Origin of the sequence: Streptomyces sp. NPDC002793 (genome assembly GCF_040295485.1) — a bacterium.
Taxonomy (GTDB): Bacteria; Actinomycetota; Actinomycetes; order Streptomycetales; family Streptomycetaceae; genus Streptomyces.
On the sequence record NZ_JBEOVL010000008.1, the window covers coordinates 166,878 to 192,483 of the forward strand.

Annotated in this window: 25 protein-coding genes; 11 read left to right on the forward strand and 14 right to left on the reverse strand. The window is 70.6% G+C overall.

Going from position 1 to position 25,606, the window contains the following annotated elements; translation table 11 throughout:
- The first annotated feature begins 6 nt into the window (after positions 1-6).
- A complete protein-coding gene (locus tag ABT001_RS10460) occupies positions 7-1,062 on the forward strand; it encodes a phosphotransferase (protein WP_351275105.1) in 1,056 nt (351 codons plus the stop codon).
- Positions 1,063-1,074: 12 nt separating this feature from the next.
- On the opposite strand, the gene ABT001_RS10465 is transcribed toward ABT001_RS10460, so the two are convergent.
- A complete protein-coding gene (locus tag ABT001_RS10465; protein WP_351275107.1) occupies positions 1,075-2,688 on the reverse strand; it encodes a protein kinase domain-containing protein in 1,614 nt (537 codons plus the stop codon).
- 294 nt (positions 2,689-2,982) lie between these two features.
- On the opposite strand from ABT001_RS10465, the gene ABT001_RS10470 reads away from it, so the two are divergent.
- The 3 genes from ABT001_RS10470 (at position 2,983) to ABT001_RS10480 (ending at position 5,869) form a co-directional block, all read left to right on the forward strand.
- A complete protein-coding gene (locus ABT001_RS10470; RefSeq protein WP_351275109.1) occupies positions 2,983-4,614 on the forward strand; it encodes a protein kinase domain-containing protein in 1,632 nt (543 codons plus the stop codon).
- A gap of 69 nt (positions 4,615-4,683) precedes the next feature.
- Positions 4,684-5,178, forward strand: a complete 495-nt coding sequence (locus ABT001_RS10475; RefSeq protein WP_351275111.1) for a hypothetical protein — start codon at positions 4,684-4,686, stop codon at positions 5,176-5,178.
- 142 nt (positions 5,179-5,320) lie between these two features.
- Entirely contained in the window at positions 5,321-5,869 is a 549-nt protein-coding gene (locus ABT001_RS10480) for a bacterial proteasome activator family protein (RefSeq protein WP_351275113.1), read from the forward strand.
- Positions 5,870-6,070: 201 nt separating this feature from the next.
- Here ABT001_RS10480 and ABT001_RS10485 read toward each other — a convergent pair whose 3' ends face one another.
- The 7 genes from ABT001_RS10485 to pdhA all read right to left on the reverse strand — a co-directional run bounded on the left by ABT001_RS10485 (position 6,071) and on the right by pdhA (position 14,349).
- Positions 6,071-7,057, reverse strand: a complete 987-nt coding sequence (locus tag ABT001_RS10485) for an NAD(P)H-quinone oxidoreductase (protein ID WP_351275115.1) — start codon at positions 7,055-7,057, stop codon at positions 6,071-6,073.
- A 71-nt stretch (positions 7,058-7,128) separates the two neighbouring features.
- Positions 7,129-8,271, reverse strand: coding sequence for a potassium channel family protein (locus ABT001_RS10490; protein ID WP_351275117.1), 1,143 nt, complete (start codon positions 8,269-8,271; stop codon positions 7,129-7,131).
- Positions 8,229-9,767: a molybdopterin molybdotransferase MoeA gene (locus ABT001_RS10495; protein WP_351275119.1), complete on the reverse strand. Its 1,539-nt coding sequence runs from the start codon at positions 9,765-9,767 to the stop codon at positions 8,229-8,231. Before ABT001_RS10495 ends, ABT001_RS10490 begins: the two co-directional genes overlap by 43 nt.
- Complete coding sequence (locus tag ABT001_RS10500; RefSeq protein WP_351275121.1) at positions 9,764-10,639, reverse strand: NTP transferase domain-containing protein; 876 nt, start codon at positions 10,637-10,639, stop codon at positions 9,764-9,766. Before ABT001_RS10500 ends, ABT001_RS10495 begins: the two co-directional genes overlap by 4 nt.
- Positions 10,640-10,730: 91 nt before the next feature.
- The gene (locus ABT001_RS10505; protein WP_351275123.1) at positions 10,731-12,158 is read right to left on the reverse strand and encodes a dihydrolipoamide acetyltransferase family protein; all 1,428 of its coding nucleotides are present in this window, start codon (positions 12,156-12,158) and stop codon (positions 10,731-10,733) included.
- Entirely contained in the window at positions 12,158-13,189 is a 1,032-nt protein-coding gene (locus ABT001_RS10510; protein ID WP_351275125.1) for an alpha-ketoacid dehydrogenase subunit beta, read from the reverse strand. The genes ABT001_RS10505 and ABT001_RS10510 overlap by 1 nt, the downstream gene beginning before the upstream one ends.
- A complete protein-coding gene (pdhA, locus tag ABT001_RS10515; RefSeq protein WP_351275127.1) occupies positions 13,186-14,349 on the reverse strand; it encodes a pyruvate dehydrogenase (acetyl-transferring) E1 component subunit alpha in 1,164 nt (387 codons plus the stop codon). Before pdhA ends, ABT001_RS10510 begins: the two co-directional genes overlap by 4 nt.
- 225 nt (positions 14,350-14,574) lie before the next feature.
- Here pdhA and ABT001_RS10520 point away from each other — a divergent pair, with 225 nt between their 5' ends.
- Entirely contained in the window at positions 14,575-15,081 is a 507-nt protein-coding gene (locus ABT001_RS10520) for an Lrp/AsnC family transcriptional regulator (RefSeq protein ID WP_502967455.1), read from the forward strand.
- A 15-nt stretch (positions 15,082-15,096) separates the two neighbouring features.
- On the opposite strand, the gene ABT001_RS10525 is transcribed toward ABT001_RS10520, so the two are convergent.
- Complete coding sequence (locus ABT001_RS10525) at positions 15,097-15,687, reverse strand: TetR/AcrR family transcriptional regulator (RefSeq protein WP_351275131.1); 591 nt, start codon at positions 15,685-15,687, stop codon at positions 15,097-15,099.
- A gap of 123 nt (positions 15,688-15,810) precedes the next feature.
- On the opposite strand from ABT001_RS10525, the gene paaN reads away from it, so the two are divergent.
- Positions 15,811-17,511, forward strand: coding sequence for a phenylacetic acid degradation protein PaaN (paaN, locus tag ABT001_RS10530; RefSeq protein WP_351275133.1), 1,701 nt, complete (start codon positions 15,811-15,813; stop codon positions 17,509-17,511).
- 52 nt (positions 17,512-17,563) lie between these two features.
- Here the strand turns inward: paaN and ABT001_RS10535 are convergent, their stop codons facing one another.
- The 3 genes from ABT001_RS10535 to ABT001_RS10545 are packed head-to-tail and all read right to left on the reverse strand — an operon-like array spanning position 17,564 to position 20,456.
- Positions 17,564-18,310 carry a TrmH family RNA methyltransferase gene (locus tag ABT001_RS10535; RefSeq protein WP_351275135.1) on the reverse strand — a complete coding sequence of 249 codons (747 nt, stop codon included), beginning with the start codon at positions 18,308-18,310 and terminating at the stop codon, positions 17,564-17,566.
- Positions 18,307-19,578, reverse strand: a complete 1,272-nt coding sequence (locus ABT001_RS10540; RefSeq protein WP_351275137.1) for an HTTM domain-containing protein — start codon at positions 19,576-19,578, stop codon at positions 18,307-18,309. Before ABT001_RS10540 ends, ABT001_RS10535 begins: the two co-directional genes overlap by 4 nt.
- Positions 19,575-20,456 (reverse strand): DUF5819 family protein, encoded by an 882-nt coding sequence (locus ABT001_RS10545; protein WP_351275232.1) that lies wholly within the window; start codon positions 20,454-20,456, stop codon positions 19,575-19,577. The genes ABT001_RS10540 and ABT001_RS10545 overlap by 4 nt, the downstream gene beginning before the upstream one ends.
- A gap of 115 nt (positions 20,457-20,571) precedes the next feature.
- Between ABT001_RS10545 and paaA the strand changes: the two genes are divergently transcribed.
- The 5 genes from paaA to ABT001_RS10570 are packed head-to-tail and all read left to right on the forward strand — an operon-like array spanning position 20,572 to position 24,177.
- Positions 20,572-21,600, forward strand: coding sequence for a 1,2-phenylacetyl-CoA epoxidase subunit PaaA (paaA, locus tag ABT001_RS10550; protein ID WP_351275139.1), 1,029 nt, complete (start codon positions 20,572-20,574; stop codon positions 21,598-21,600).
- A complete protein-coding gene (paaB, locus tag ABT001_RS10555; RefSeq protein WP_069171673.1) occupies positions 21,597-21,887 on the forward strand; it encodes a 1,2-phenylacetyl-CoA epoxidase subunit PaaB in 291 nt (96 codons plus the stop codon). Before paaA ends, paaB begins: the two co-directional genes overlap by 4 nt.
- Positions 21,884-22,585, forward strand: coding sequence for a 1,2-phenylacetyl-CoA epoxidase subunit PaaC (paaC, locus tag ABT001_RS10560; RefSeq protein ID WP_351275142.1), 702 nt, complete (start codon positions 21,884-21,886; stop codon positions 22,583-22,585). Before paaB ends, paaC begins: the two co-directional genes overlap by 4 nt.
- Positions 22,579-23,115, forward strand: coding sequence for a 1,2-phenylacetyl-CoA epoxidase subunit PaaD (paaD, locus tag ABT001_RS10565; protein ID WP_351275144.1), 537 nt, complete (start codon positions 22,579-22,581; stop codon positions 23,113-23,115). The genes paaC and paaD overlap by 7 nt, the downstream gene beginning before the upstream one ends.
- Positions 23,116-24,177, forward strand: coding sequence for a 2Fe-2S iron-sulfur cluster-binding protein (locus tag ABT001_RS10570; RefSeq protein ID WP_351275146.1), 1,062 nt, complete (start codon positions 23,116-23,118; stop codon positions 24,175-24,177). It begins immediately after the preceding gene.
- Positions 24,178-24,268: 91 nt separating this feature from the next.
- On the opposite strand, the gene ABT001_RS10575 is transcribed toward ABT001_RS10570, so the two are convergent.
- On the reverse strand, positions 24,269-24,613 hold the full coding sequence (locus ABT001_RS10575) for a rhodanese-like domain-containing protein (protein ID WP_351275148.1): 345 nt from the start codon (positions 24,611-24,613) through the stop codon (positions 24,269-24,271).
- Positions 24,614-24,658: 45 nt separating this feature from the next.
- Positions 24,659-25,576 (reverse strand): J domain-containing protein, encoded by a 918-nt coding sequence (locus tag ABT001_RS10580; RefSeq protein ID WP_351275150.1) that lies wholly within the window; start codon positions 25,574-25,576, stop codon positions 24,659-24,661.
- Positions 25,577-25,606 lie beyond the last annotated feature (30 nt).

Sequence of the window (25,606 nt, forward strand, 5' to 3'; positions counted from 1 at the left end):
CCTAACATGTGGCGAGTGCCGCGCTCATCTGTGACCCTCCCACCTGTCCCTCCGGTCGCCGAGGTCCTGCACCGCTACCCCGGCGCCGGCGAGGCCCTCACCTGCAAACCCATCGGTAAGGGCCTGCTCAACCATGGATACCGCGTGTCCACGACGCGTGGTTCCTACTTCCTCAAGCACCATCTCGACAAGCACCACCTGGACGACGCGAGCGGCGATCACGCCACGATCGTCCGGCAGCACCGGGCGACCCAGCAGCTGCACTCCCTCGGAGTGCCGGTGGCCCCGCCCCTCGCCGATACGCAGGGTGACACCGTCACCGTGATCGACGGGCAGCGCTATGCGTTGCACCGATGGGTCGACGGGCTCCACCGCAACGGCGCCCAGCTGACGACCGCCCAGTCCCGCCGTCTCGGAGCCCTCCTCGGAGCCGTGCACATGGGTCTGGAACAGGTCATGGAGGCTGATCCGCCGCCTCCGGAACGGGGGCAGAGCCCCGATCCCGCCGATACCTTCACGCTGATCGACGAGTTACTGACCGCCGCGCGGCACCTGGGGCCACGGGACGCGTTCGACGAGCTCGCCGTGCACCGCCTGGTCGAGCGCCGCGCCCTGCTGGAACAGCACGCGCACCGCCGACCGCCCACCCCCGGCGGCTCCGCCAGGGGCTGGGTGCACGGCGACTTCCACCCGCTGAACCTGCTCTACCGGGGCGCCGACCCCGTCGCGATCGTGGACTGGGACCGGCTCGGCGTCCAGCCGCGTGCGGAGGAGGCCGTACGGGCGGCGGCGATCTTCTTCGTACGTCCTGACGGCAAGCTGGAGCTGGAGAAGGTGCGGGCGTACGCCAGCGCCTACCGCCGGGCGGCGGGCGCCGGGGCGGCCGAGCTGGCGGCCGCGGTGCACCGGGTGTGGTGGGAACGGCTCAACGACTTCTGGATACTGCGCTGGCGCTACCGCCTGCACGACCGCAGGGCCGACCCGCAGTTCCCTGCGGTGTCGGCCCTGGCGGTGTGGTGGACGCGTGAGTACGAGGCGGTCGGCGAGGCCTTCACGGGGTGAGGGCCCGCCCGCTCACGGGCCGGCGGCCCCTGCGATTCCCGCGTCGGCTCCCGCATCGGTGCCCGTCGAGGTCCCGACCGAGGTCCCCTCCGTCGTCGCTCCCGCGTCATCGCCCGTGCCGCCGTCATCACCGCCGTCATCACCGCCGGCACCACCGTCATCACCGGTTCCGCCGTCCGGCGAGGTGCTGGTGCCCTCGCTCGTGCCCGGGTCCGGCGATGTCGGGGTGCTGTCCGTCGGCTCCTCCGAGGGCTCGGTCGGCGCCTCCTCCGTCGGGGTCCAGGGCGGGTCCTCGGTGGGCCACTGCTGACCCCCCGTGGAACCGGACGGCTGCTCGCTCTCCTCCTCCGTCTCCTCCTCCGTGGGCTTCGCCTCGGACTTGGACGGCGAGGGGGAAGTCGACGTGGAGGGCGCGACCGGCGTCTCCTTGTTGCCGTCGCCGCCACTCGCCGCGTTGACGGCGAACGCCACGCCCGCACCGATCGCGATCAGCGCGAGCAGCACGAAGAGCCACATCTTGCTGCGGCCACCGCCGTTGTGACGACCGCCCGCGTACGCCCCGTCGTCGGGGTTCATGGGCGGCAGGATCGGGCCCTGCGAGGTGTCCCCGTGCATGGGGTGGCCCATGGCGGCCGTGCCGCCGCCGATGTTCATCGCCGCCGTGTGACCGCCGTCGTGCGCGTTCACCGGACCGGTGTTCCACGTGCCCGTGTGCCCGCCCTGGACCTGCAGCATCTGCAGGCTGTACTGGACGAGGCCGCGCATCTCCTCGGCACTCTGGAACCGGTCGTCCGGGTCCTTCGCCAGGGAACGCATGACGAGTCCGTCCAGCTCCGGCGGAACGGCCTCGAAGGTCTGGGAGGGCGGGACCGGCATGTCCTGGACGTGCTGGTAGACGACGGAGAGCGGAGTCTCACCCGTGAACGGCGGCCGCAGGGCGAGCAGTTCGTAGAGCAGACAGCCGGTGGCGTACAGGTCGGAGCGGTGGTCGACCGCCTTGCCGAGCGCCTGCTCGGGGGAGAGGTACTGCGGCGTGCCCATGACCATGCCGGTCTGGGTCATCGTCGACTGGGCGCCGTGCAGCGCACGGGCGATGCCGAAGTCCATCACCTTGACCGCGCCGGAGTGCGTGATGATCACGTTCGCCGGCTTGATGTCGCGGTGCACGATGCCGTGCTGGTGGGAGTACGCCAGAGCCTCCAGCACACCGGAGACGATGATCAGGGCCTGCTCGGGAGGCGGGGCCTCGGCTTCGAGCAGCAGGTCACGGATGGTGTTGCCCTCGACGAGCTCCATGACGATGTAGGGCACGGTCGCCCCGCCCACGACGTCCTCACCGGAGTCGTACACGGCGACGATCGCGTGGTGGTTGAGCCCCGCGACCGACTGTGCCTCACGTGTGAACCGGGCCTTGGAGACCGGGTCCTCCGCGAGGTCGGAGCGGAGCAGCTTCACTGCCACCGTACGTCCCAGACGGACGTCCTCCGCGGCGTAGACCTCGGCCATGCCGCCGCGGCCCAGCCGGTACGTCATGCGGTAACGGCCGTCTCCGACCACACCGCCGACACCCCAGGAGTCGGTGCCATCCGAAACTCCGCCGCCGTTTGCTTCGGATTCGGGTGCCATCAGTCCTCGCCGTCGTATCTGTCCGCGCGTCCGCGGGTTCTCACGGTGCCTTGCTGCATTTGCCACGTCACGCTACAGCCTCTGGCCGACACGCCGGATTTCAGAGTGACGGGCCATCCAATCGGCTGGCGCGCCGTACACGCAAATTCCATGCGCTTCCTGTAACGCTTCCGAGACGCTTCTTGTGCGTAGGGTCACGGAACGGGCACCTGGCTTGACGTGTCGTACCCCTCGGGCAGACTTGGCCAGTAATAGGGATGATCGCGTCCGTCGGGCGCCGAGGGGGAGCAAGTCATGAGCCACGACGGCGCACAGGGGCGCTACGCGGGCGGTTCCGTGGCAGGCGGCCGCTACCAGCTGCGCGACCTGCTCGGCGAAGGCGGCATGGCGTCCGTCTACCTCGCGTACGACTCCGCCCTCGACCGACAGGTCGCCATCAAGACGCTGCACACGGAGCTGGGGCGCGAGCAGTCCTTCCGGGAGCGGTTCCGGCGTGAGGCGCAGGCTGTCGCCAAACTGCAGCACACCAACATCGTCTCGGTGTTCGACACGGGCGAGGACGAGCTCGGCGGCGCGCTGATGCCGTACATCGTCATGGAGTACGTCGAGGGGCAGCCGCTCGGCTCCGTGCTCCAGTCGGACATCCAGCAGTACGGCGCGATGCCGGCCGACAAGGCCCTCAAGGTGACGGCCGACGTACTAGCCGCACTCGAGACCAGTCACGAGATGGGCCTGGTCCACCGCGACATCAAGCCCGGCAACGTGATGATGACCAAGCGCGGCGTCGTCAAGGTGATGGACTTCGGCATCGCCCGGGCCATGCAGTCGGGAGTCACCTCGATGACCCAGACCGGCATGGTCGTCGGCACACCGCAGTACCTCTCTCCCGAGCAGGCACTCGGCCGCGGTGTCGACGCCCGGTCCGACCTGTATTCGGTCGGCATCATGCTCTTCCAGCTGCTCACGGGCCGGATCCCGTTCGACGCGGACTCCCCTCTCGCCATCGCGTACGCGCATGTGCAGGAGGAACCGGTCGCCCCGTCGAGCATCAACCGGTCGATCACGCCCGCCATGGACGCCCTGGTCGCCCGCGCGCTGAAAAAGAACCCGAACGAGCGCTTCCCCAGCGCCGCGGCGATGCAGGACGAGATCGTGCGGGTGCTGAGCGCGAACGCCACCTCGGGCGCCCCGGTGATCATCGGCGGCGGGGCACCGGCGAACAGCGGCTCGGGCGTCGGCTCGGCGGTCTTCCCGCCCGTCGACCAGGCCACTCCCGCACCGCAGGGCGTCCAGACGCCGTACCAGCCGCACCCGCACCAGCAGCACCATCCGGCTCCGTACGGCGTACCGACCCCGGCCCCCACACCGGGCTACGGCTACCCGCAGGCGGCCCAGTCGTACGGGACCCCCGCACACCTGGGGCAGCAGACCCCGCCCCCGTACACGATGTCCCCGCAGCACACGACGGTGGCGGGCGGCGGCTCCTCCAAGCGCAACATGCCGGTCGTCGTGGGGTCGGTCGTGGTCGCGCTGGTCGCGATCGGCGGCCTCATCGCCTTCCTGAACATGAACGGCGACTCGGAGAACGGCAAGGGCGGCGACCCGGGTACCAGCGAGCCGGCCGGTGTCGCCGGCGAGCACAAGCCCCCGGAGCGGAACCGGACGATGGACGAGGAGGACTGCACCGACCCCACGGAGGACACGGACGACCCGGCGAAGGTCCAGGCCCCGAATTTCGTCTACAAGGACATCATCTCCGCGAAGGCGTGCGCCCTGGCCGCCGGCTGGACGATCAAGGAAATCAAGGTGGAGGGCAACACCTACGCCGAGGACCAGGTCATCGATCAGTTCCCCTCGTCAGGGACTGCCGTTCCCGAGGAAAGCGCACACTTCGAACTGCGGATCGCGACGGGCGACCCCGCCTGATCCGCTGCGCCCACCTCGCGGCCTCCCGCCCGGGATGCCGGACATGCCGGAGCGTGTGACGCTGATCTCATGCCCCCTGGACTCCCGGCGTCACGGTCGTCACGGTGCGTCGTCTGCCTGGTGATGGCGGCCGGACTGGCTCTCGGACCGACCGCCTGGGCACACGGGGACGGCACCCGGCCGGGGCACCTGACGCCATCGGTGCCCTCGGGCAGCGAAGACGCCTCCTCGCCTGCAGCCAGCGCTTCCGCTCAGGAACCGCCCCTCGCGGGACGGCAGGCAGGCGAAGGCCGGGCGCGGCCGGGGCGGTCGCTTTCCCCGTGGGAGATCGCCGGGTCCGAGGCCGCGGCGGACGAGGTCCCTCCGGACCCGGACCCCGTCGAGGTACCGGCGTTCACACCACCGCCCCACGCGTTCCCTGAGCCGGGTGAGACGACACGGCAGCGGCAGGCGCAGGAGGCCCCCGCCGTGCGGCACGTGCGGGACGTGTCGCTGGGCGGCGGAATCGCCCTGGTGGGGCTGGGGCTCGCGTTTCTGGCCTTCCGCATGCGCCGCGCCAACTGACCTTGTCGGCTGCCCCTGCTTGCTGACCTTGTCGGCTGCCCCTGGCGCCCGGCCTTGCCGACGGTCGGCGTGATCGGTTTCGGCCGAGCGGAGGTCGCGGGGCCCTGACAGTCCGAAGGCGCGTGTGCGCGACAATGGCGTCATGGAGATGCCGAGGAATGAACGGTCGCAGGAGCACCCCCAAGTCCTCGTAGTGGGGCAGGACGGAATGGCTATCGGCGGCGGTGGCGGTGACGACGAGTCGCGCGAGGTCCCGGTGACGGAAATGGTCGAACAGCCCGCGAAGGTCATGCGCATCGGCAGCATGATCAAGCAGCTTCTGGAGGAGGTCAGGGCGGCTCCTCTCGACGAGGCGAGCCGGGTCAGGCTGAAGGAGATCCACGCGAGCTCCGTGAAGGAGCTCGAGGACGGTCTGGCGCCGGAGCTCGTGGAGGAGCTGGAACGGCTCTCCCTGCCGTTCACCGAGGAGTCCGTCCCCTCCGAGGCCGAACTGCGGATCGCGCAGGCTCAGCTGGTGGGCTGGCTCGAAGGCCTCTTCCACGGCATTCAGACAGCCCTCTTCGCCCAGCAGATGGCGGCCCGTGCGCAGCTGGAGTCCATGCGCCGCGCCCTTCCTCCGGGCGTCGGGCACGAGGGCGAGGAAGACGGAGCCGATCCGCACGGACCGGCGCGTTCCGGCCCGTACCTGTAGCCCGCGGTCCCCTTCAGCTCTCGTCCCCCGTCAACCGTGGTACGCACCGGGGCCCGGCACACGCAGCGTGTGCCGGGCCCCGGTGCTTGCCCGCGGTGTGAGTGCGGGCCCCTGGTGCTTGCCCGCGGTACGTGTGCGGGCGGCCGACTCGGCGGGCGCCCCAGGCGGCCTCCGCTCGGGGCCTCCGCTGGGGCCTCCGCGTCAGGCGTTCGGCGCGGCCAGGAGGATCTTGCCGATGTGGCTGCTGGATTCCATCAGCCGGTGGGCCTCCGCCGCGTCCGCCATCGGCATCGTGCGGTCCACGACGGGACGGACGACGCCGTCGGCGAGCAGCGGCCACACATGCTCACGCACCGCCGCGATGATGGCGGCCTTCTCCGCCAGCGGCCGCGCGCGCAGCGACGTCGCCGTGACAGCGGCCCGCTTGCTCAGCAGGGCGCTCAGGTTCAACTCACCCTTGGCTCCACCCTGGAGGCCGATGATGGCGAGACGGCCGTTAACGGCCAGTGCCCGCACGTTCCGGTCCAGATACTTAGCCCCGACGATGTCGAGGATCACGTCCGCGCCCGCACCGTCCGTCGCCGTACGCAGTTCCTCCACGAAGTCCTGCTCGCGGTAGTCGATGAGGATGTCGGCACCGAGCTCCTGGCAGCGCGCCAGCTTTTCGGGGCCTCCCGCCGTCACCGCGACGCGCGCGCCGACGGCCTTGGCCAGCTGGATCGCCATCGTGCCGATCCCGCTGGACCCGCCGTGGATCAGGATGGTCTCGCCGGGGCGCAGGTGGGCCACCATGAAGACGTTGGACCATACCGTCGCCGCCACCTCGGGCAGGGCTGCGGCCTCGGCCAGGTCCACGCCGTCCGGCACGGGCAGCAGCTGACCGGTCGGCACGGCGACCTTCTCCGCGTATCCGCCGCCGCCGAGCAGTCCGCACACCTCGTCGCCCACGGACCAGCCGGTCACCCCGGGGCCGAGCGCCGCGACGCGGCCGGCGCATTCCAGGCCGGGATAGGGAGAGGCGCCGGGCGGCGGGTTGTAGAAGCCCTGCCGCTGCAGGACATCGGCCCGGTTGACGGCGCTGGACACGACCTCGACGAGAACTTCGCCCTCGCCTGGTACGGGATCGGGGACCTCGGCCCATACGAGCGCTTCGGGGCCGCCGGGTTCGGGGATCGTGATCGCATACATGGCCGCGAGGCTACTCCGTGCGGGACCCCGGACGGGGACGGACCGGCTTGCGCCGCGTCCGGACCCTGTTCCTACGGACGCTGATTGGGCTGCTGAGGATGGCTCATCGGCGAGGCATGGTTCGGTGAGACACGCACGATCGTGATCACCCGGTCCGTCAGCTGCAGTGGGCTGGCCGCCGGGTCGTCGTAGCCGAGCAGCCGGTGGCCGCGCAGGACGCTGACCACCAGGTCGTCCGTCTCCCGGACGTTCTTGCCCACCTCGGCCTTTATCACCGGCCGTTCGACGAGATCGAGTCCCGTGCCCTGCTGGATGAGGTCCTCCATCACCGTGCCCGCGCTGGGGCTGAGGACGGAGAGTCCCAGCAGACGGCCCGCCGCGCTGGCGCTGGTGATCACAGCGTCGGCACCTGACTGCCGCAGCAGCGGGGCGTTCTCCTCCTCGCGTACGGCTGCCACGATCTTCGCGCCCTTGTTGAGCTGGCGCGCGGTCAAGGCGACCAGCACGGCGGTGTCGTCGCGCTGCGTGGCGATGATGACCTGACGGGCCTTCTGGATCTCGGCGCGCAACAGCACGTCGCTGCGCGTCGCATCACCCAGCACTCCCACGAAGCCCTCGGCGTTGGCCGCTTCGATGACCTTGCCCGCGGGATCGACGACGACGATCTGGTCTTTCCTCAGGCCGGTGGCACAGAGCGTCTGAATGGCCGAGCGGCCCTTCGTACCGAAGCCGACGACCACCGTGTGTTCACGCAAGTTGGTTCTCCAACGGTTCAGCCGGAAGTCCTCCCGGGTCCGTTCCGTCAGGACCTCGAGAGTGGTGCCGACCAGGATGATCAGAAAGAGCACGCGCAACGGCGTCACCAGCAGGACGTTCACGAGCCGGGCCGGGTCACTGTACGGGACGATGTCGCCGTAGCCGGTCGTCGACAGCGTCACCGTCGCGTAGTAGACGGCGTCGAGAAAGTCGACCTTGCTGTCGGCGTTGTCGTGGTAACCGTCCCGGTCCGCCCAGACGATGAAGACCGTTATGGCCAGCACCGTGAGGGCCATCGCCAACCGCTTGGCCACCTGGCGCAGCGGTCTGTCGACCACTCTCCGAGGCAGGAGAACTCGGGTCGGGACGACATGTTCGTCCGCTCGCCTGGCCATCGCATCGTGGCCGGGAAGTTTCACGTGAAACACCCTTCCGTCCACGGCGATGCCGAGGCCCATGGCAGATCGAGAATCTCCACCTCGGTGCCGGACCGTACCCCGCCTGGCGGCACCACGGCCAGTCCGTCCGCGGCAGCGATCCCTCGAAGCATCGCGGGGCCGTTGTAATGGAGGGGCACGACGCGGTCGTCGCGGTGGACCACAGGGATGAGCCGGGTGTCGTGCGGGTGTCCCTGTACGTCCTCGCGGACGGGCAGGCGGTAGCGGTCCTGCGATGTCCTGCCGGCGATTCCCTGGAGCAGGGGTTCGGCCAGCGTCAGCAGTCCGGACACCGCGGCCAGCGGGTTTCCGGGCAGGCCCACCAGACAAGGGCCCCCCTCGGCAAGTCGTGCCAGGAGCATCGGATGACCGGGGCGCACAGCCACCCCGTCCACCATCAGCTCGGCCCCGATCTCGGCCAGGACCGGGTGGACATGGTCCAGCGGGCCCGCCGCCGTCCCGCCCGTGGTGAGGATCAGATCGGCGTCAGAGGCGAGGAGGGCCCGGCGGAGTGCCTCGGCGTCGTCGCCGAGCCGCCGAGGCTCGGCGGCATCGGCCCCCAACGAACGGAGCCAGGGGCCCAGCATGGGGCCGAGCGCGTCCCGGATGAGCCCTTCGCGGGGAAGCCCTGCCGTCAGGAGCTCGTCACCCAGCACGAACACGTCCACGCGGGGCCGGGGTACGGCGACGAGAGCGTCGTATCCCGCCGCTGCCGCCAGTCCGAGTACGGGCGGGGTCACCACCGTCCCGACCGGCAGGAGCTCATCGCCGGACCGGCATTCCTGTCCCCGGGGGCGGATGTCCTGGCCAGGCACGACCTCGCGAGTGGCGTGCAGCAGACCCCTGGCCTCGTCGTGGTGCGCGTGCTCACTGCGGATCACGGCGGTGGCGTCCACCGGCAGGCGTGCCCCAGTGGCGATCCGCAGGGCCTGCCCGTCAAGGAGCGGCTCCGTGGATCCGCGTCCGGCTAGCAGACCTTCCCCCTCCTGCACGGACCAGGGCCCCGGCCCCGCGACGACCCAGCCGTCCATGGCCGAGGTGTCGAACGACGGAAGGTCGGTGAGCGCGACAACAGCCTCGGCCAGCACATGTCCGAGAGCCCGGTCGAGGGGGAGCCTGTGGGCGGGCAGTCGCGTGGCACGCCCGAGGCGCTCGGCCAGGTCACGCGCCCCGGCCCAGGTGGTGGCACCGGCCCGGTGGGCGTGCGGAGAGGACGGGGCGCCCTTGCCCGGCAAGGCGTCCTTGCCCGGTGGGGCCTCCTGTCGGCCGGAAGGGCTCGATGCCGGGGGGCCCTGCACCGGGTCCGGGCCGGTGCGCATGCCCGGTTCCACCCGCGCGGGGGGCGGCGTCCCCGGATCGGTTGGGTACGCCCGCTCCGGCTGCTGCTGCGCCGACGCCGAGGGGTGGCTAACCTGCGGCCGGCGCCCGACGAGCGCCAGCGCCTGCTCGACAGCCCGCTCTTCTTCCGCCGCCCGCTCCTCCGCGGCGGTCCGCGCCCTGCCTCCGGGCGCGGTCATGGCGTGCCGGGCCCGCTGCCGGCCTTCGTTTCCTCCTCCCACCGGAGCGCGAGGGCGGTGGCCTTGCGGGAAGCCTCGGCCACCGCTTCAGCGGCGGCCTCCGGGCTCTTTCCGCTGCTCGCCATCGCCGCCGCGTACCCCACCAGGAAGGTGGTCAGCGGCGCGGCGGGCCGGGCCACGCCGTGCGCGGCATCACGGGCGAGGTCGAGTAGGACGTCGGTGTCGACGTCGAGTTCGATGCCCAGCTCGTTCTTGACTGCGGTGATCCATTCGTCCAGCACGGTCCCATGCTCCCTGATCCGTGCCCTGGCGGCAGCGATGTCTTCCCAGGTGTCGCAGTCGAACGAGGCCAGGGGGCCGGCCTGGATCCGGGCCAGGTCCAGTTCGGCCGTCAGCAGCCGCAGCGGGAGACCGGCGAGGCTCCCGTGTTCCGTGGCGATGAGCGCGAGTTCACGGCGCAGTGGCTCCGCCCGGTAGACCGCGACCAGGGGCTGGTCCCTGCCGTCCTCGTCGGTGCACAGGGCGCCTTCGCGGCCCTCGTACTCCGCTGCGGCCAACAACGAACGGACGGTCGTCTCCCTCAGGAACGGCAGATCCGCGGAGAGCACCAGGACGCGCTCCGCGTCCGTGTGCCGTACGCCTGCGCCGAGCGCGGCCAACGGACCGCCGCCCTGGGGTACTTCACGTGTCCAGGCGACGGGACGCACCGTTGGCCTGCGGCCGCCCACCACCACGGTGGTGCCGGCGTCGGCGCATACGGCGAGCACCCGGTCGAGCAGCGCACGGCCGCCCACGCGGAGCCCTGGCTTGTCGGCTCCCCCGAGGCGCTTCGCAGCCCCTCCGGCAAGGACGATGGCGTCATACACGGTCATGACCCGAGTATGCGGGCCACCCACCTCTGGCGGTCCCCCCGGGGACCGAACTCACAGAAGCCCGGCCCCGGGCGGCCCGCTCACCGTTCCCCTACAGCGTGCGCAGCAGCACCACCGGCTGTTCCACGCAGTCGGCCACGTACCGCAGGAACCCACCGGCCGTGCCGCCGTCGCAGACCCGGTGATCGAAGGTGAGCGAGAGCTGGACGACGTGGCGGACCGCCAGTTCCCCCTCGTGCACCCAGGGTTTCGGCACGATCCGGCCGACTCCGAGCATCGCCGCCTCCGGATGGTTGATGATCGGCGTCGAACCGTCGACGCCGAACACTCCGTAGTTGTTCAGCGTGAACGTCCCGCCGGTGAGCTGCGCCGGGGTCAGCTTCCCGTCCCGTGCGGCCTCGGTCAGCCGGGTGATCTCCGCCCCGATCGACTCCACGCTCCGGGCGTGAGCATCCTTGACGACCGGAACAACCAGCCCTCGCTCCGTCTGGGCGGCGAAGCCCAGATGTACCTCGGGCAGCCGCACGATCTCCCGGGCCTCGGCGTCCACCGTCGCGTTGAGCTCCGGGAACCGGGCGAGAGCGGCCGTACAGACGCGGGCCAGCAGAGCGAGCACCGACACCTTCGGCGCCGACGCGGCAGCACCGGCGGCGTTCATGGCGGCCCGCGCGGCCATCAGCTCGGTGGCATCGGCGTCGACCCAGCAGGTGGCATCGGGAATCTCCCGCCGACTGCGCGACAGTTTCTCGGCGACCACACCCCGGACTCCACGCAACGGGATCCGCTCACCCGCTCTGCCCGGCTCCTGCGCAGCCACCATGGCTGTCCCCACGGCGTGCTCCCCGGCTGCGGCCTTGATCGCGGACTCCACATCGGTGCGCAGGATCAGCCCGTCCCGCCCCGTGCCGGTGACCTGCCGGAGATCGAGACCGTTCTGCCGAGCCAGCTTCCGTACGAGCGGCGAGATGACGGCGACGGGCCCCGGTGCGTCCACCGCACCGGGGGCGGGCGCGGTCGTGGTGGCCGGGCCGGTGGCCCCGTGGTCCGAAAGGGCTTCGGCCGTGGCCGCCGTGGCAGGGGTGACCGTGGTCGCGCCCGTCGTGGCAGGGGTGACCGTGGTCCCGCCCGCCGTGGCAGGGGTGGGCCTGAGCCGGCGTCTGCGCGCAGCCGGTGCGGCCGTGCCGTAGCCGACCAGCACATTGCCGGACGCCCCGCTCTCGGCGGTGCTGCCGGATGTCTCAGGGGAGGCCCCGTGTCCCGCCGACGGCTCCACCGACCCGACCGCCACCGTCAGCAGGGGCGCACCGACCGGGAGCTCCGTGCCCTCCTCGCCGTACCGGGCCGTGACCACGCCTCTGTAGGGGCAGGGCACTTCCACCATGGCCTTGGCCGTCTCGACCTCGACGACCGGCTGGTCGATGGCGACGACGTCGCCCACCTCCACCAGCCAGCGCACGATCTCGGCCTCGGTCAGTCCCTCGCCCAGGTCAGGCAGCTTGAATTCGAGTACCTGCGCCATCAGCTCTCGGCCTCCCACTGGAGACGGGCGACCGCGTCGAGCACTCGGTCCACACCCGGCAGATGGTGCCGCTCCTGCATCGGCGGCGGATAGGGAATGTCGAAACCCGCGACGCGCAGGACCGGGGCCTCCAGATGGTGGAAGCACCGCTCGGTCACCCGCGCGGCGATCTCACCGCCCGGACCGCCGAATCCGGAGGACTCGTGGACGACCACCGCACGCCCCGTGCGGCGGACCGACGCGGCGACGGTTTCGTCGTCGAAGGGCACCAGCGAACGCAGGTCGACCACCTCGAGGTCCCATCCCTCGGCCGAAGCCGCCTCGGCTGCCTCCATGCACACCGGGAGCGACGGTCCGTAGGTGATCAGGGTCGCGCTGCGACCGGGACGCCGGACCACGGCCCGCCCGATCGGCTCGACCCGCGCGGGAGCTTCCGGCGACCAGTCGGCCTTGGACCAGTAGAGCCTCTTCGGCTCCAGGAAGACCACCGGGTCGTCGGAGGCGATCGACTCCCTCAGCAGCCCGTACGCGTCTTCGACCGTGGCCGGCATGACGACGTGCAGACCGGGCGTCGCCATGTAGTACGCCTCCGAGGAATCGCTGTGGTGCTCGACCCCGCCGATCCCACCGCCGTACGGCACCCGCACCGTGATCGGCAGCGGCATGGCGCCCCCGGTCCGGTTCCGCATCTTGGCGACATGGCTGACCAGTTGCTCGAACGCCGGATACGCGAAGGCATCGAACTGCATCTCCACCACGGGCCGCAGCCCGTACATCGCCATGCCCACGGCCGCGCCGAGAATTCCGGCCTCGGCCAGGGGGGTGTCCGTGCAGCGGTCGTCGCCGAACTCCCTCGCCAGGCCGTCGGTGACGCGGAAGACGCCGCCGAGGGTGCCGACATCCTCGCCGAGGACGTGCACCGTCGGGTCCTCCGCCATCGAGTCCCGTAGCGCCCGCCCGAGGGCCTGGGCCATCGTGGCCGGCTTGGCCCTGCCGGTCCGTTCACCGGCCGTCGCGGCAACGGTGCTCATCGACCGCCCTCCGCACCGCGCTCGTCATGCGGGCCGTGCTCGGCGTCGAGTTCGGCCCGCAACCGTGCGGCCTGCTCCTTCAGCTGCCCGGTCTGTTCCCCGTAGACATGGGTGAACAGATCCATCGGGTCGAGCGCCGGATCGGCGTTCATCTGCTCTCTCAGTTCCTCCGCCATCCGTTCCGCCGCCTCCCGCACCGTCCCGATGCCGTCCTCGTCCAGCAGCCCGCGCTCGGTCAGCTCCCGCTCCAGCAGCCTGATCGGATCGTGCGCGCGCCACGCCTCCACCTCGCTGTCGCCGCGGTAACGGGTGGCGTCGTCGGCGTTCGTGTGGGCGTCCATGCGGTACGTGACCGCCTCGACCAGCGTCGGCCCCCCGCCCTTCCTGGCCCGGGCCACCGCCTCGCCCAGCACCTGGTGCATCGCGGCCGCGTCGTTGCCGTCGACCAGGCGCCCCGGCATCCCGTACCCCACGGCCTTGTGCGCCAAGGACGGTGCCGCCGTCTGCTTGGACAGAGGCACGGAGATCGCGAAGCCGTTGTTCTGCACGAGGAAGACCACAGGGGCCCGCCAGACGGCCGCGAAGTTCAGCGCCTCGTGGAAATCACCCTCACTCGTGCCGCCGTCGCCGACCATCGCGAGGGCCACCACATCGTCACCCTTGAGGCGCGCCGCGTGTGCGAGGCCCACTGCGTGCGGCAACTGGGTGGCCAGCGGGGTGCACAGCGGCGCGATGCGGTGCTCCCGCGGGTCGTAACCGGTGTGCCGGTCGCCCCGCAGCAAGGTCAGCGCCTGGACCGGGTCCAGGCCGCGCGCCACCGCCGCGAGAGTGTCGCGATAGCTGGGGAAGAGCCAGTCACGCTCCTCCAGCACGAGCGCCGCCGCGATCTCACAGGCCTCCTGGCCCGTGCTCGACGGATACACCGCGAGGCGGCCCTGCTTGGTCAGTGCGGTGGCCTGCGCGTTGTACCGACGGCCGCGCACCAGCTCGGCGTAGAGCCTCAGCAACAGCTCGGAGTCGGCGTCGGCCGCGGCGTCCGTACCGAGCACGCGGTACGGCTCGGCGTCCGGGAGCAGCGGCGCGGGATCGGTGAGCGGCTTCCAGGCCGGGGGCGGCGTGGGCCGGTAGGCGGCTGCGCCGGGTAGCTCCTGGACCGTCATGACAAGCACCTCCTGGCATCGAGATATATCGAGGGGTATCGAAATCTGCGGCAATGTCGGGGCGTGTACGGAGCACGGTGTGGCGTGCCTCACCTACCGATTGTTCGGTCGTGAGCGCAATTTGGCTACAGGCGCCTTCAGCCTGTGGACAAACGGTTCTCCACAGCCTGTGATGGAGGCAGGTCGTCCACAACACGGAGGCGCGGGCAGATGGCAGCTGAACAAATGGCCACTGGGGGCGGTGACCCGGGCCGCGTCCCGCCCGCACGACCGCTGGACTCCATCGACCACGCCATCCTGCGTATCCTCCGGACGGACGGACGCGCCTCGATACGGGCCGTCGCGGAACGCGTCCATGTCTCACGGGCCAACGCGTACGCCCGGATCAACCGGCTCGTCGAGGACGGTGTGATCCGCGGTTTCAGCGCACGCGTGAATCACGAACGGGCGGGGCAGGCCGCCTCCGCGTACATCACGCTCAAAATCGTGCAGAACTCCTGGCGCACCGTGCGTGACCAGCTCCAGGCCCTTCCGGGCGCCGCCCACATCGCACTGGTCAGCGGCGACTTCGACGTCCTGCTCCTGGTGCACACCCCGGACAACCAGGCGCTGCGCGAGCTGGTACTGACCAGGATCCAGGCCATACCCGAGGTGCTCTCCACCCGCACCTTGCTGGTGTTCGAGGAGACCGACCTCGGCCCGCGCCCGGACCGTCCGGCCGAGCTCGCTTAGCGACTCCCGTTCGGTTCAGCCGGCTCGCATGCCCTCGAACGCCAGCTGGACGACCGCGTCGGCGATCTGCTCCGCCTCCGCGGAGCCGCCCGGCTGCGGGCGATACCACTCGACCAGCGAGTTCACCATGCCGAAGAGCAGCCGGGTCACCAGCCGTATGTCCACGTCCGCGCGCAGGTCCCCCTCCGCCACCGCCGCCTTGAGCAGCTCGGACACCCGCTGGTCGAACTCCCGCCGGCGCTCCAGCGCCCACCGCTCCGTCGTCGTGTTGCCCCGCACCCGCAGGAGCAGCGTGACGTACGGCAACTCCGCCAGAAGCACCTCGACCGTGCGGCGCGTGACGTACTCGACCCGGGCGATCGCCCGCCCCTGGATCGCCCCCGCCTCCTCGAGGATGCCGAAGAGCCCGTCGAGCGCCCGGCTCACGGCACGCCTCAGCAGCTCTTCCTTGCCGGCCACATGGTGGTAGATGGACGACTTGGAGATGCCCGCCGCCTTGGAGAGGTGCTCCATGGACGTGCCGTCGTAGCCGCGCTCGTTGAAGACACGGACGGCAACGGACAGGAGTGTCTCCGGGGTGTACGTGTCCCGCTTGGCCGTGGTCATGACCGCGATCCTCCCCCATGAGTTGTCCACAGGTTCTTCGGGGCCCCTTGTCCCGACCGATCGTTCGGTTACTCTAACTCCGTCAGCACGTCCCTGCCCGGCTCGACGAGGAGTTGGTCCGTCATGGCCGCCGAGCTTTCCCCCGATAAGCTGTCCGAGATCCACCGCCCGACGCTCGACCAGGCCCTCGACGCGATCCGCACCCGCGCCTACTGGTCCCCACACCCCGAGCACCCCAAGGCCTACGGCGAGGGAGGCCTCCCCGGCAGCCTCGGGGCGGCCGAGGGCAAGGCGGCGTTCGACGCCTTGCTCCATACCCGACTGGATCCGGGCCAGCCCGGCACCGACGGCTGGACCGGCGCGGAGGTCTCGCCGTACGGGCCTGTGCTGGGCGTCGAGTACCCGCACGCCGACCCGGACGTCCTGCTGCCCGCCATGAGTGCGGCCATGGGCCCCTGGCGTGCGGCGGGACCCGAGACGAGGGCCCTGGTCTGTCTGGAGATCCTCGCCCGCATCAGCGCCCGTACGCATGAGCTGGCCCATGCCGTGATGCACACCAGCGGCCAGGCGTTCGTGATGGCCTTCCAGGCGGGCGGCCCGCATGCCCAGGACCGCGGCCTGGAAGCCGTGGCGTACGCCTACGAGGAACAGACGCGCACACCGCGCAGTGCCGACTGGTCGAAGCCTCAGGGGAAGCGCGACCCGCTGCGGCTGCACAAGTCGTACACGGCGGCCGGGCGCGGCATCTCACTGCTGATCGGATGCAACACCTTCCCCACGTGGAACGGCTATCCAGGCCTCTTCGCCTCGCTGGCCACCGGCAATCCCGTCCTGGTCAAGCCTCACCCCCGCGCGGTCCTGCCGCTGGCGCTCACCGTCCAGCTGGCGCGCGAGGTCCTCGCCGAGGCGGGCTTCGACCCGAATCTCGTCGCCCTGGCAGCCGAGCGGCCCGGTGAGGGCATCGCCAAGACCCTGGCGGTGCGTCCCGAGGTCAAGATCATCGACTACACGGGGTCCACCGCCTTCGGCGTCTGGCTGGAGACCAACGCCCGGCAGGCCCAGGTCTACACGGAGAAGGCGGGCGTCAACACGATCGTCGTCGATTCCACCGACGACTACCGCGGCATGCTGGCCAACCTGGCCTTCTCGCTCTCCCTCTACAGCGGCCAGATGTGCACCACCCCGCAGAATCTGCTCATCCCCCGCGACGGCATCGCGACCGACGCGGGCCCCAGGTCCTACGAGGACGTGGTGGCGGACCTCGCCGACGCGGTGAGCGGGCTCCTCGGCGACGACGCCCGCGCCAACGGCCTGCTCGGCGCCCTGGTGAACCCTGACGTGAAGGCCCGGCTGGAAGGGGCCGCGGCCCTGGGTGACGTCGCGCTCGCTTCGCGGCCGGTGGCCAACCCCGAATTCCCCGACGCCGTGGTCCGTACGCCGGCCATCGTGAAAATCGACGGCGCCAAGGCCGACGAAGGCGCCGCCCACCTCTCGGAGTGCTTCGGTCCGGTCTCCTTCGCGGTCGCCGTTGACTCCACCGCTGACGCGCTGGATCTCCTGCGTCGCACGATCCGTGAGCAGGGTGCGATGACCGTCGGCGCGTACACCACCTCCGCCGAGGTGGAGCGAGCCGTGGAGAGCGTCTGCTTCGACGAATCGGCTCAGCTCTCGCTGAATCTCACCGGCGGCGTATACGTCAACCAGACAGCGGCCTTCTCCGACTTCCACGGCTCGGGAGGCAACCCGGCGGCCAACGCGGCGCTCTGCGACGGAGCGTTCGTCTCCAACCGCTTCCGGGTGGTGGAGGTCCGCCGCCAGGCCTAGGTGTTCTGTCCACGGAGGCGGGTGACCGGTGGAGCACGTCACGCTCCGACGGTCACCGGCCCTTCGGGTCCTGGATGTCCGCGTACCTCTGCACCCAGGCGTGCATGGCGATGGCTGCCGCCGCACCGGCGTTGATCGACCTCGTGGAGCCGAACTGCGCGATCGAGCACACCATCGAGGCGTGCGCGCGCGCTTCCTCCGTCAGCCCCGGCCCCTCCTGCCCGAACAGCAGCACGCACCGGCGCGGCAGCTCCGTACGCTCCAGCGGCACGGCCCCGGGAAGGTTGTCGATCCCGATGATCGGCAGCCCTTCCGCCTCCGCCCACGCGGTCAGGTCCGCCGTGTCCGGATGGTGCCGCACGTGCTGATACCGGTCGGTGACCATCGCCCCGCGCCGGTTCCAGCGCCGCCGCCCCACGATGTGGATCTCCTTCGCCAGGAAGGCGTTGGCGGTGCGCACCACTGATCCGATGTTGAAGTCATGGCCCCAGTTCTCCACCGCCACGTGGAAGTCGTGCCGCCGCAGATCGAGATCGGCGACGATCGCCTCCCGTGTCCAGTACCGGTAGGCGTCGCCCACGTTGCGCCGGTCACCGTGGGCGAGGAGTTCGGGGTCGTAGCGCTCTCCCTCGGGCCAGGGCAGCGGGTGCGGCCCCACGCCGATCACGGCGCCGTACCCGTCGTCGTACTGGATCGGTTCCTCGGTCGGATCGGGCGCGGCCGCCTTCCGGGCCTCGTCCGTACTGCCGGCCCCGTCCGTGCTGCTGGCCTCATCGGTACTACCGGTCTCGCTGGTCACCCGACGAGGGTATGGCCACTGTCACTCCCGCTGTGCGTGGGCTCCCCGTCGTCCGGTGCTGCCCGCCTCTGCCGGGGGAGCCGGAGCCTGCCCGCCGACCGGTCGAACAGACGGTGCCGGCAGAACGACACCCTGTGCCCCAGCCACACCAGAAAGGCCGTCGGCAGGAAGACGGCGTCCGCGGCGACCATCGCCATGGAGAAGAAGGGCAGCCCCAGCAGGACGGAGATTCCGGCGTGCTCACCGATCATGAGGACGAGCAGGACGTTCTTGACCCGCCGGTTGAACAGCGTGAAGGGGAAGGCGACCTGCACGATGACCGTGGCGTACGTCAGCAGCATGATCGCCAGGGCACTGGAGGCGAGCAGGCCGGAGAGCCCTGGCCACGGGGTGAAGTAGTCCAGCTTGAGCGGGTAGTAGATCGCGGTGCCGTCCTGCCAGCGGGAGCCCTGGACCTTGTACCAGCCGGCGGTCGCGTAGATCAGACACACCTCGGCCATGATCACGAGCAGCGAGGCGTTGTGGGCGAAGTTGGCCAGGACGTCGAGGAACGCGCGCAGCTCATGGCCCGGCGCGTACCGGTTCAGAGCCCACCATCCACCGTTCCCCAGCCACAGCACCCACAGGAGGGACGGCAGCCACCAGGTGCCGCCCAGTCCTCCCATGAGGGAGGCCGGCAGAAGGACGCAGCCGAGTACCGCCCACAGGACCGGCCCCGCGACGTCGCGGGCCGGCCCGCCTCCGTCCACGAGCCGCCCGGCATCCCGCGCCGCACGGCGCGCGTCGAGGGACCAGACGCGCGCACAGCGGGTCAGCACCACATAGAGCGCCATCAGATGGATGACGTTGTCGCCACCGTCGCCCATGAAGATGCTGCGGTTCTGCAGGGAGAGCACTCCGGCCATGAAGACGACGGACGTGCCCCGGGTCCGCCAGCCCACCATCAGCAGGGCGGCCGATACCAGCGTGATCACGTACACGGTCTCGAACCACAGCGGGCTGTCCGACCACATCAGGACGGTGAATGCGTCGTTGTTGCTGATGAGGCGGCGCGCCATGTCCCAGCTCCACGGGCCGTCGGGGCCGTACAGCTCATGGCGGTGGGGCAGCTCGCGCAGCAGGAACAGCAGGTACGTCGCGGACACACCGATCCGGACGACGGCGCTCTGGTAGGCGCCGAGGGGAGAAGCCGTGACGCGCTGGACGGCGTGGGCGAGTGACCGGCGGGCGGTACCGGCATGCGCGCGGACGGGGGCGGGGGCGCTCATCGCTCCGCCTTCCCGGCTTGCGGGGGCTGACCCGGCGTGCCCGTCCCGGGCAGATCGGACGGGGTCACGGTCCACCACGGGAGCTCCCGGTACTCCGGCCGCGTGCTGATCTTCTCGTCACTCCATGCCGGGGCTCCGACAGGGCTGACGGCGGACCGCACCTGGATGCGCTCGACCGTGCCGCCGTAGCCGTGTTCGTCGAGGCGCAGCATGACGATGCGGCGTATGTAGCGCTCGGACAGCTCACCGCGCAGGCCGTTGGGGCGGTTCTCGCTGTCGTGGGACCCGGTGTAGAAGTCCCAGGCACGGCGCAGTTCGTTCTGGTCGACGTGGCTGGGGAGGAGATTGCCGCGAATCGCCTCACCGTCGTCGCGCGAGAGGTTGATCCAGCGGGTGACCTTGCTGCCGTCGGCGCCGTTGTCGTCCACCTCGGCCCGTACGTGCACGGAGATGTTCTGCTGGAGCGGATTGGGTGCGAACAGCTTCCAGTTCTGCTCGAACTCGGGGTAGACCCAGTCGTCGACCACCTCGCCGTGCTGCTTCGTCAATGTGTTCGACGGCGCGACGTGCAGAAAGATCACGGCTATGTGCGCGCAGGCGAGCAGGCCCATGACGGACAGCGCGAGCGCGGCGGAGATCTGGTACGGCAGCGAGAGCGCGGCCATTCCGCCACCCGGGCGACGCCCTGCGGGCCCCGGCACGAGCGCGGGGGCGGTGTCGTACGGCGCAGCCACGGCCGGGGCCGGAGGTCGGTCCGGGTCGACCGGTGACGCACCCGCGGGTGGGGCCCCCGGGCCCTGATCCGCGTACGGACGGGTCACGCCGGGCCAGGCGAGATTCTTCTCGTTTCCGGTGCGCCCACCGTGGTCCGCATCCATCCCGCCCCGATCGCCGTCGATCACCGCTCAGTTATCCACAGGGTTGACACCCTACGGGCCCCCGACCCACCATTGAAGTCAAGGAACCGAACGATCGGTCGGTAGGGAGCCCGGGATGGCGGCAGTGACTGCGGACCAGACGACGCAGACGACAGCAGGCACGGCTGAGGCAGCGGACGAGGAGCGCCTGGCGGCGTTCGACGCCTCGGTGGCGGCGGACGACCGGATCGAGCCGCGGGACTGGATGCCCGAGGCGTACCGGGCGTCGCTGGTCCGTCAGATGGCCCAGCACGCCCATTCCGAGATCATCGGCATGCAGCCCGAGGCCAACTGGATATCTCGGGCGCCCTCGTTGCGCCGTAAGGCCATCCTGATGGCGAAGGTGCAGGACGAGGCCGGACACGGCCTCTACCTGTACAGCGCGGCGGAGACGCTGGGGACCAGCCGCGAGGAGCTCCTCGACAAACTGCACGCCGGTCGGCAGCGCTACTCCTCGATCTTCAACTACCCCACGCTGACCTGGGCGGACGTCGGGGCGATCGGCTGGCTGGTGGACGGTGCCGCGATCACCAACCAGGTGCCGCTCTGCCGCTGCTCCTACGGCCCGTACGCCCGCGCGATGGTCCGGATCTGCAAGGAGGAGTCCTTCCACCAGCGCCAGGGGTACGAGCTGCTGCTCGCCCTCAGCCGCGGCACCCCCGCCCAGCACGAGATGGCGCAGGACGCGGTGAACCGCTGGTGGTGGCCCTCCCTGATGATGTTCGGTCCGCCGGACGACTCCTCCGCGCACTCGGCACAGTCGATGGCCTGGAAGATCAAACGCCACTCCAACGACGAGCTGCGCCGGCGGTTCGTCGACATCTGCGTCCCTCAGGCGGAGGCGCTGGGGCTCGCCCTTCCCGACCCCGACATCCGGTGGAACGAGGAGCTCGGGCAGCACGACTACGGAGCGATCGACTGGACGGAGTTCCAGGAAGTCCTCAAGGGCAACGGCCCCTGCAACGAACAACGGCTCGCTCAGCGGCGTACGGCCCATGAAGAGGGCGCCTGGGTCCGCGACGCCGCAGCGGCATACGCAGACAAACACGCGGCAGGGCCCGGTTCCACCGGAGCTGCCGCCCTGCCCGTGGAGGCGACCGCATGAGCAGCTCGACCGACTGGCCCCTGTGGGAGGTGTTCGTGCGCTCCCGGCGCGGGCTGTCCCACACCCACGCGGGCAGTCTGCACGCGCCCGACGCCGAGATGGCCCTGCGTAACGCCCGCGATCTGTACACACGCCGCTCGGAAGGCGTCTCCCTCTGGGTGGTTCCCTCGACGGCGATCACCGCCTCATCGCCGGACGAGAAGGACTCGTTCTTCGAACCGGCCGGGGACAAGCCGTACCGCCACCCCACGTTCTACGAGATCCCGGAAGGGGTGAAGCACCTGTGACCGCGGCCCTCGCCCTCGGCGACGACGCGCTGGTGCTCTCGCACCGGCTGGGGGAGTGGGCGGGCCACGCCCCCGTGCTGGAGGAGGAAGTGGCTCTGGCCAACATCGCTCTGGATCTGCTGGGACAGGCCAGGATCCTTCTCTCGTTCGTGGGCGACGAGGACCAGTTGGCCTATCTGCGTGAGGAGCGGGCCTTCCGCAACGTCCAGCTGGTGGAGCAGCCGAACGGCGACTTCGCCCACACCATCGCCCGCCAGCTCTACTTCTCCGTCCACCAGCACCTCCTGTACGGGGAGCTGGCGGCGGGTGAGGGCGAGTTCGCGGATCTCGCGGCCAAGGCCGTCAAGGAGGTCGCCTACCACCGGGACCACGCGGAGCAATGGGTCCTGCGACTCGGTGACGGCACCGCGGAGAGTCATGAGCGCATGCAGCGCGCACTGGATGCCCTGTGGCGTTTCACCGGCGAACTGTTCGAACCCGTCGAGGGGATCGACGTCGACACGCACAGCCTGCGCGACCGCTGGCTGTCAGTCGTCACCTCCGTGGTGGAGCGCGCCACCCTGGCCCTTCCGTCGGGGCCCGGGTCCGGGGCCTGGGCTGCCGGGGCAGGCCGACAGGGCCTCCACACGGAGCCGTTCGGGCGGATGCTCGCCGAGATGCAGCATCTGCACCGCAGCCACCCGGGTGCGTCATGGTGACCGCCGATACCCCGCTGGAAGCCGAGCTCCACCGTCTGGCGGGCGCGGTGCCCGACCCCGAGTTGCCGGTCATCACGCTGGACGAGCTCGGTGTGCTCCGCGGTGTGCGGGTGGACGGCCCGGACAAGGTCACCGTACGGCTCACCCCGACGTACACCGGCTGCCCGGCCATCGAAACCATGTCCGCCGACATCGAGCGGGTGCTGCACGAGCACGGCGTCGTGGAGGTGTCCGTGGTCACGGTCCTCGCGCCGGCCTGGTCCACGGACGACATCAGCGCTGAAGGGCGCCGCAAGCTCGCGGAGTTCGGCATAGCGCCGCCGCGCCCGGGGCGTGGGCCGGGCGGACCAGGGGGACCGAGTGGGACGGGCGGACCGAGTGGACCGGTGCCTCTGACGCTCTCGGTGCGCTGCCCGCACTGCGGCTCCACGGACACGGAACTGCTGAGCCGGTTCTCCTCCACGGCGTGCAAGGCGCTGCGCCGCTGCGTGGCCTGCCGCGAACCGTTCGACCACTTCAAGGAGTTGTAGATGTTCCATCCGCTCCGGGTCAGCGCGATCGAACGGATCACGGACGACGCGGTGGCCGTCACCTTCGCCGTGCCGTCCGAGCTGCGCGAGACCTTCCGCCACACTCCCGGCCAGCACCTGAATGTGCGCTACCGCGTCAGCGGTGAGGAGATCCGACGGTCGTACTCGATCTGCGCACCCGCGACGGAACGGCCGGGCGTTCCGTCGCTGCGCGTGGGCATCCGACTGGTCGACGGGGGCGCGTTCTCCACGTACGCCCTCAAGGAGCTGGCCGTCGGGGACCAGGTGGAGGCGATGGCCCCGATGGGCCGCTTCGTCCTGGACCCGCGTCCCGGCCGCTTCGCCGCGATCGTCGGCGGCAGCGGCATCACACCGGTGCTGTCGATGGCGTCGACGCTGCTCGCCCGGGAACCCCTGGCGCGCTTCTGCCTGATCCGCAGCGACCGGACGGCGGCTTCGACGATGTTCCTCGACGAGGTGGCGGACCTCAAGGACCGTTATCCGGACCGCTTCCAGCTGGTGACCGCCCTGTCCAGGGAAGAGCAGGCTGCCGGGCTCCCCTCGGGCCGGCTGGACCGCGAGCGGCTGACCGGGCTGCTGCCCGCGCTCCTGCCGGTGCCCGAGGTCGACGGCTGGTTCCTGTGCGGGCCGCTCGGCCTGGTACGGGGGGCGGAAGAGGCCCTCCGGGGACTGGGCGCCGACCGCTCACGCGTCCACCAGGAGATCTTCCACGTCGCCGACGAGGGGACGGAGCTTCCGGCGCGCGGACGGGCAGCCGTGTCGGCGGAGAGCAATCTCACGGCGACACTCGACGGGCGGTCGGGAAGCTGGCCGGTCCAGGACGGCGAATCGTTGCTGGACACGGTGCTGCGAAGCCGCTCGGACGCTCCGTATGCCTGCAAGGGAGGAGTGTGCGGAACCTGCCGGGCCTTCCTCGTCTCGGGCGAAGTGCGGATGGACCGCAATTTCGCGCTGGAACCGGAGGAGACCGGGGCCGGCTTCGTCCTGGCCTGCCAGTCCCACCCCGTCACCCCGGAAGTGGAGCTCGACTTCGACCGTTGACGCCGATGGCGCCGCTGACACGGCTGAGAGGCCCTGTAAGGGCCCTCTCAGCGGCGCACGGGCAGCGGCCGGTGCCCGTGCGCTGAAGGCCTCAGAGGACGAAAGGAGAGCTCCCGCTCTCCGTGACCATCGGACGCCCGGCGCCGTCCCAGGCCAGCATGCCGCCGTCGATGTTCACGGCGTCGATGCCCTGCTGCACCAGGTACTGCGTGACCTGGGCCGACCGGCCACCGACGCGGCACATCACATGCACGCGTCGGCCGTCGTCGGCCACCTCGGTCAGCTCACCGAAGCGGCCCACGAAGTCACTCATCGGGATGTGCAGCGCGCCCTCGACATGCCCGGCCGCCCACTCGTCGTCCTCACGGACATCCAGCACGAAGCCGTCCGACGGAACCGTCGCGACGTCCACGGAGGGCAGCGGAGCGAAATTCATGGGATCGGCCTTCTCTCGTACGTACGCGCCAGGTCATGCGAAACGCTACTGCACCAGCCCTGCCAGCTCGTCCTCACGCCGGGACACGTCCGCCAGGAGCTTTTCGCCGATGTCGTCGAGCAGCCGGTCCGGGTCGTCCGGTGCCATCCGCAGCATCGAGCCGATCGCGCTGTCCTCCAGTTCCTTGGCCAGAACCGTCAGGAGTTCCTTACGACGGCTGAGCCAGTCCAGCCGCGCGTAGAGCTCCTCGCTCTCACTCAGCCGCAGCTCCGGCGCCACAGGCCCTGCCGCCCACTCGGCCGCCAACTCCTTCAGCAATGCCACGTCGCCGCGCCCGTAGGCCGCGTTGACACGGGCGATGAATTCGTCCCGCCGTGTCCGCTCCTGCTCGTCCGGCGCCAGGTCCGGGTGGGCCTGACGGGCCAGCTCCCGGTACAGCTTGCGTGCCTCCTCGCCCGGCCTGACCCGCTTGGGGGGCCGGACCGGCTGCTCGGTGAGCATGGCCGACGCCTCGGGCGAGAGCCCGTCCGAGTCCATCCAGTCGTGGAAGAGCTCGTCGACGCCAGGCATCGGCATGACGATCGCCCGTGCCTCCTGGGCCTTGCGCAGATCCTCGGGATCACCGGTCCTCGCCGCCCGCGCCTCCGCGATCTGCGCATCGAGTTCGTCGAGACGTGCGTACATCGGGCCGAGCTTCTGATGGTGCAGCCGGGAGAAGTTCTCCACCTCGACCCGGAAGGTCTCCACCGCGATCTCGAACTCGATCAGCGCCTGCTCGGCGACCCGGACCGCCCTGGCGAGACGCTCCTCCGGCCGAGGAGCACCACTCCCGCCAGCCACGTCGCCTGCGGCGGGGTCTGCCTGCGGCGCATCCTGCGCCTGCTGCGGCTCGTCCTGCCGGTCCTGGTTCTGCCGGTCTTCGTCGTTCCGGGTGGTCGGCACCCCGGCGGCTTCGTGGGTCACCCGTCCAGCGTATGGCCACGGCACGGACCG

Excerpts from the sequence above, each read along its gene's own strand:
- ABT001_RS10500 (WP_351275121.1), bottom strand. The coding sequence starts at position 10,639 with ATGACCGTGTATGACGCCATCGTCCTTGCCGGAGGGGCTGCGAAGCGC.
- ABT001_RS10575 (WP_351275148.1), bottom strand. The coding sequence starts at position 24,613 with ATGAATTTCGCTCCGCTGCCCTCCGTGGACGTCGCGACGGTTCCGTCG.
- paaB (WP_069171673.1), top strand. The coding sequence starts at position 21,597 with ATGAGCAGCTCGACCGACTGGCCCCTGTGGGAGGTGTTCGTGCGCTCC.
- paaN (WP_351275133.1), top strand. The coding sequence starts at position 15,811 with ATGGCCGCCGAGCTTTCCCCCGATAAGCTGTCCGAGATCCACCGCCCG.
- ABT001_RS10460 (WP_351275105.1), top strand. The coding sequence starts at position 7 with ATGTGGCGAGTGCCGCGCTCATCTGTGACCCTCCCACCTGTCCCTCCG.
- ABT001_RS10510 (WP_351275125.1), bottom strand. The coding sequence starts at position 13,189 with ATGAGCACCGTTGCCGCGACGGCCGGTGAACGGACCGGCAGGGCCAAG.
- ABT001_RS10525 (WP_351275131.1), bottom strand. The coding sequence starts at position 15,687 with ATGACCACGGCCAAGCGGGACACGTACACCCCGGAGACACTCCTGTCC.
- ABT001_RS10475 (WP_351275111.1), top strand. The coding sequence starts at position 4,684 with ATGCCCCCTGGACTCCCGGCGTCACGGTCGTCACGGTGCGTCGTCTGC.
- ABT001_RS10540 (WP_351275137.1), bottom strand. The coding sequence starts at position 19,578 with ATGAGCGCCCCCGCCCCCGTCCGCGCGCATGCCGGTACCGCCCGCCGG.
- ABT001_RS10495 (WP_351275119.1), bottom strand. The coding sequence starts at position 9,767 with ATGACCGCGCCCGGAGGCAGGGCGCGGACCGCCGCGGAGGAGCGGGCG.
- ABT001_RS10470 (WP_351275109.1), top strand. The coding sequence starts at position 2,983 with ATGAGCCACGACGGCGCACAGGGGCGCTACGCGGGCGGTTCCGTGGCA.
- paaD (WP_351275144.1), top strand. The coding sequence starts at position 22,579 with ATGGTGACCGCCGATACCCCGCTGGAAGCCGAGCTCCACCGTCTGGCG.
- ABT001_RS10505 (WP_351275123.1), bottom strand. The coding sequence starts at position 12,158 with ATGGCGCAGGTACTCGAATTCAAGCTGCCTGACCTGGGCGAGGGACTG.
- ABT001_RS10570 (WP_351275146.1), top strand. The coding sequence starts at position 23,116 with ATGTTCCATCCGCTCCGGGTCAGCGCGATCGAACGGATCACGGACGAC.
- ABT001_RS10520 (WP_502967455.1), top strand. The coding sequence starts at position 14,575 with ATGGCCACTGGGGGCGGTGACCCGGGCCGCGTCCCGCCCGCACGACCG.
- ABT001_RS10545 (WP_351275232.1), bottom strand. The coding sequence starts at position 20,456 with ATGGATGCGGACCACGGTGGGCGCACCGGAAACGAGAAGAATCTCGCC.
- ABT001_RS10465 (WP_351275107.1), bottom strand. The coding sequence starts at position 2,688 with ATGGCACCCGAATCCGAAGCAAACGGCGGCGGAGTTTCGGATGGCACC.
- paaA (WP_351275139.1), top strand. The coding sequence starts at position 20,572 with ATGGCGGCAGTGACTGCGGACCAGACGACGCAGACGACAGCAGGCACG.
- ABT001_RS10480 (WP_351275113.1), top strand. The coding sequence starts at position 5,321 with ATGGAGATGCCGAGGAATGAACGGTCGCAGGAGCACCCCCAAGTCCTC.
- ABT001_RS10490 (WP_351275117.1), bottom strand. The coding sequence starts at position 8,271 with ATGGGCCTCGGCATCGCCGTGGACGGAAGGGTGTTTCACGTGAAACTT.
- ABT001_RS10485 (WP_351275115.1), bottom strand. The coding sequence starts at position 7,057 with ATGTATGCGATCACGATCCCCGAACCCGGCGGCCCCGAAGCGCTCGTA.
- pdhA (WP_351275127.1), bottom strand. The coding sequence starts at position 14,349 with ATGACGGTCCAGGAGCTACCCGGCGCAGCCGCCTACCGGCCCACGCCG.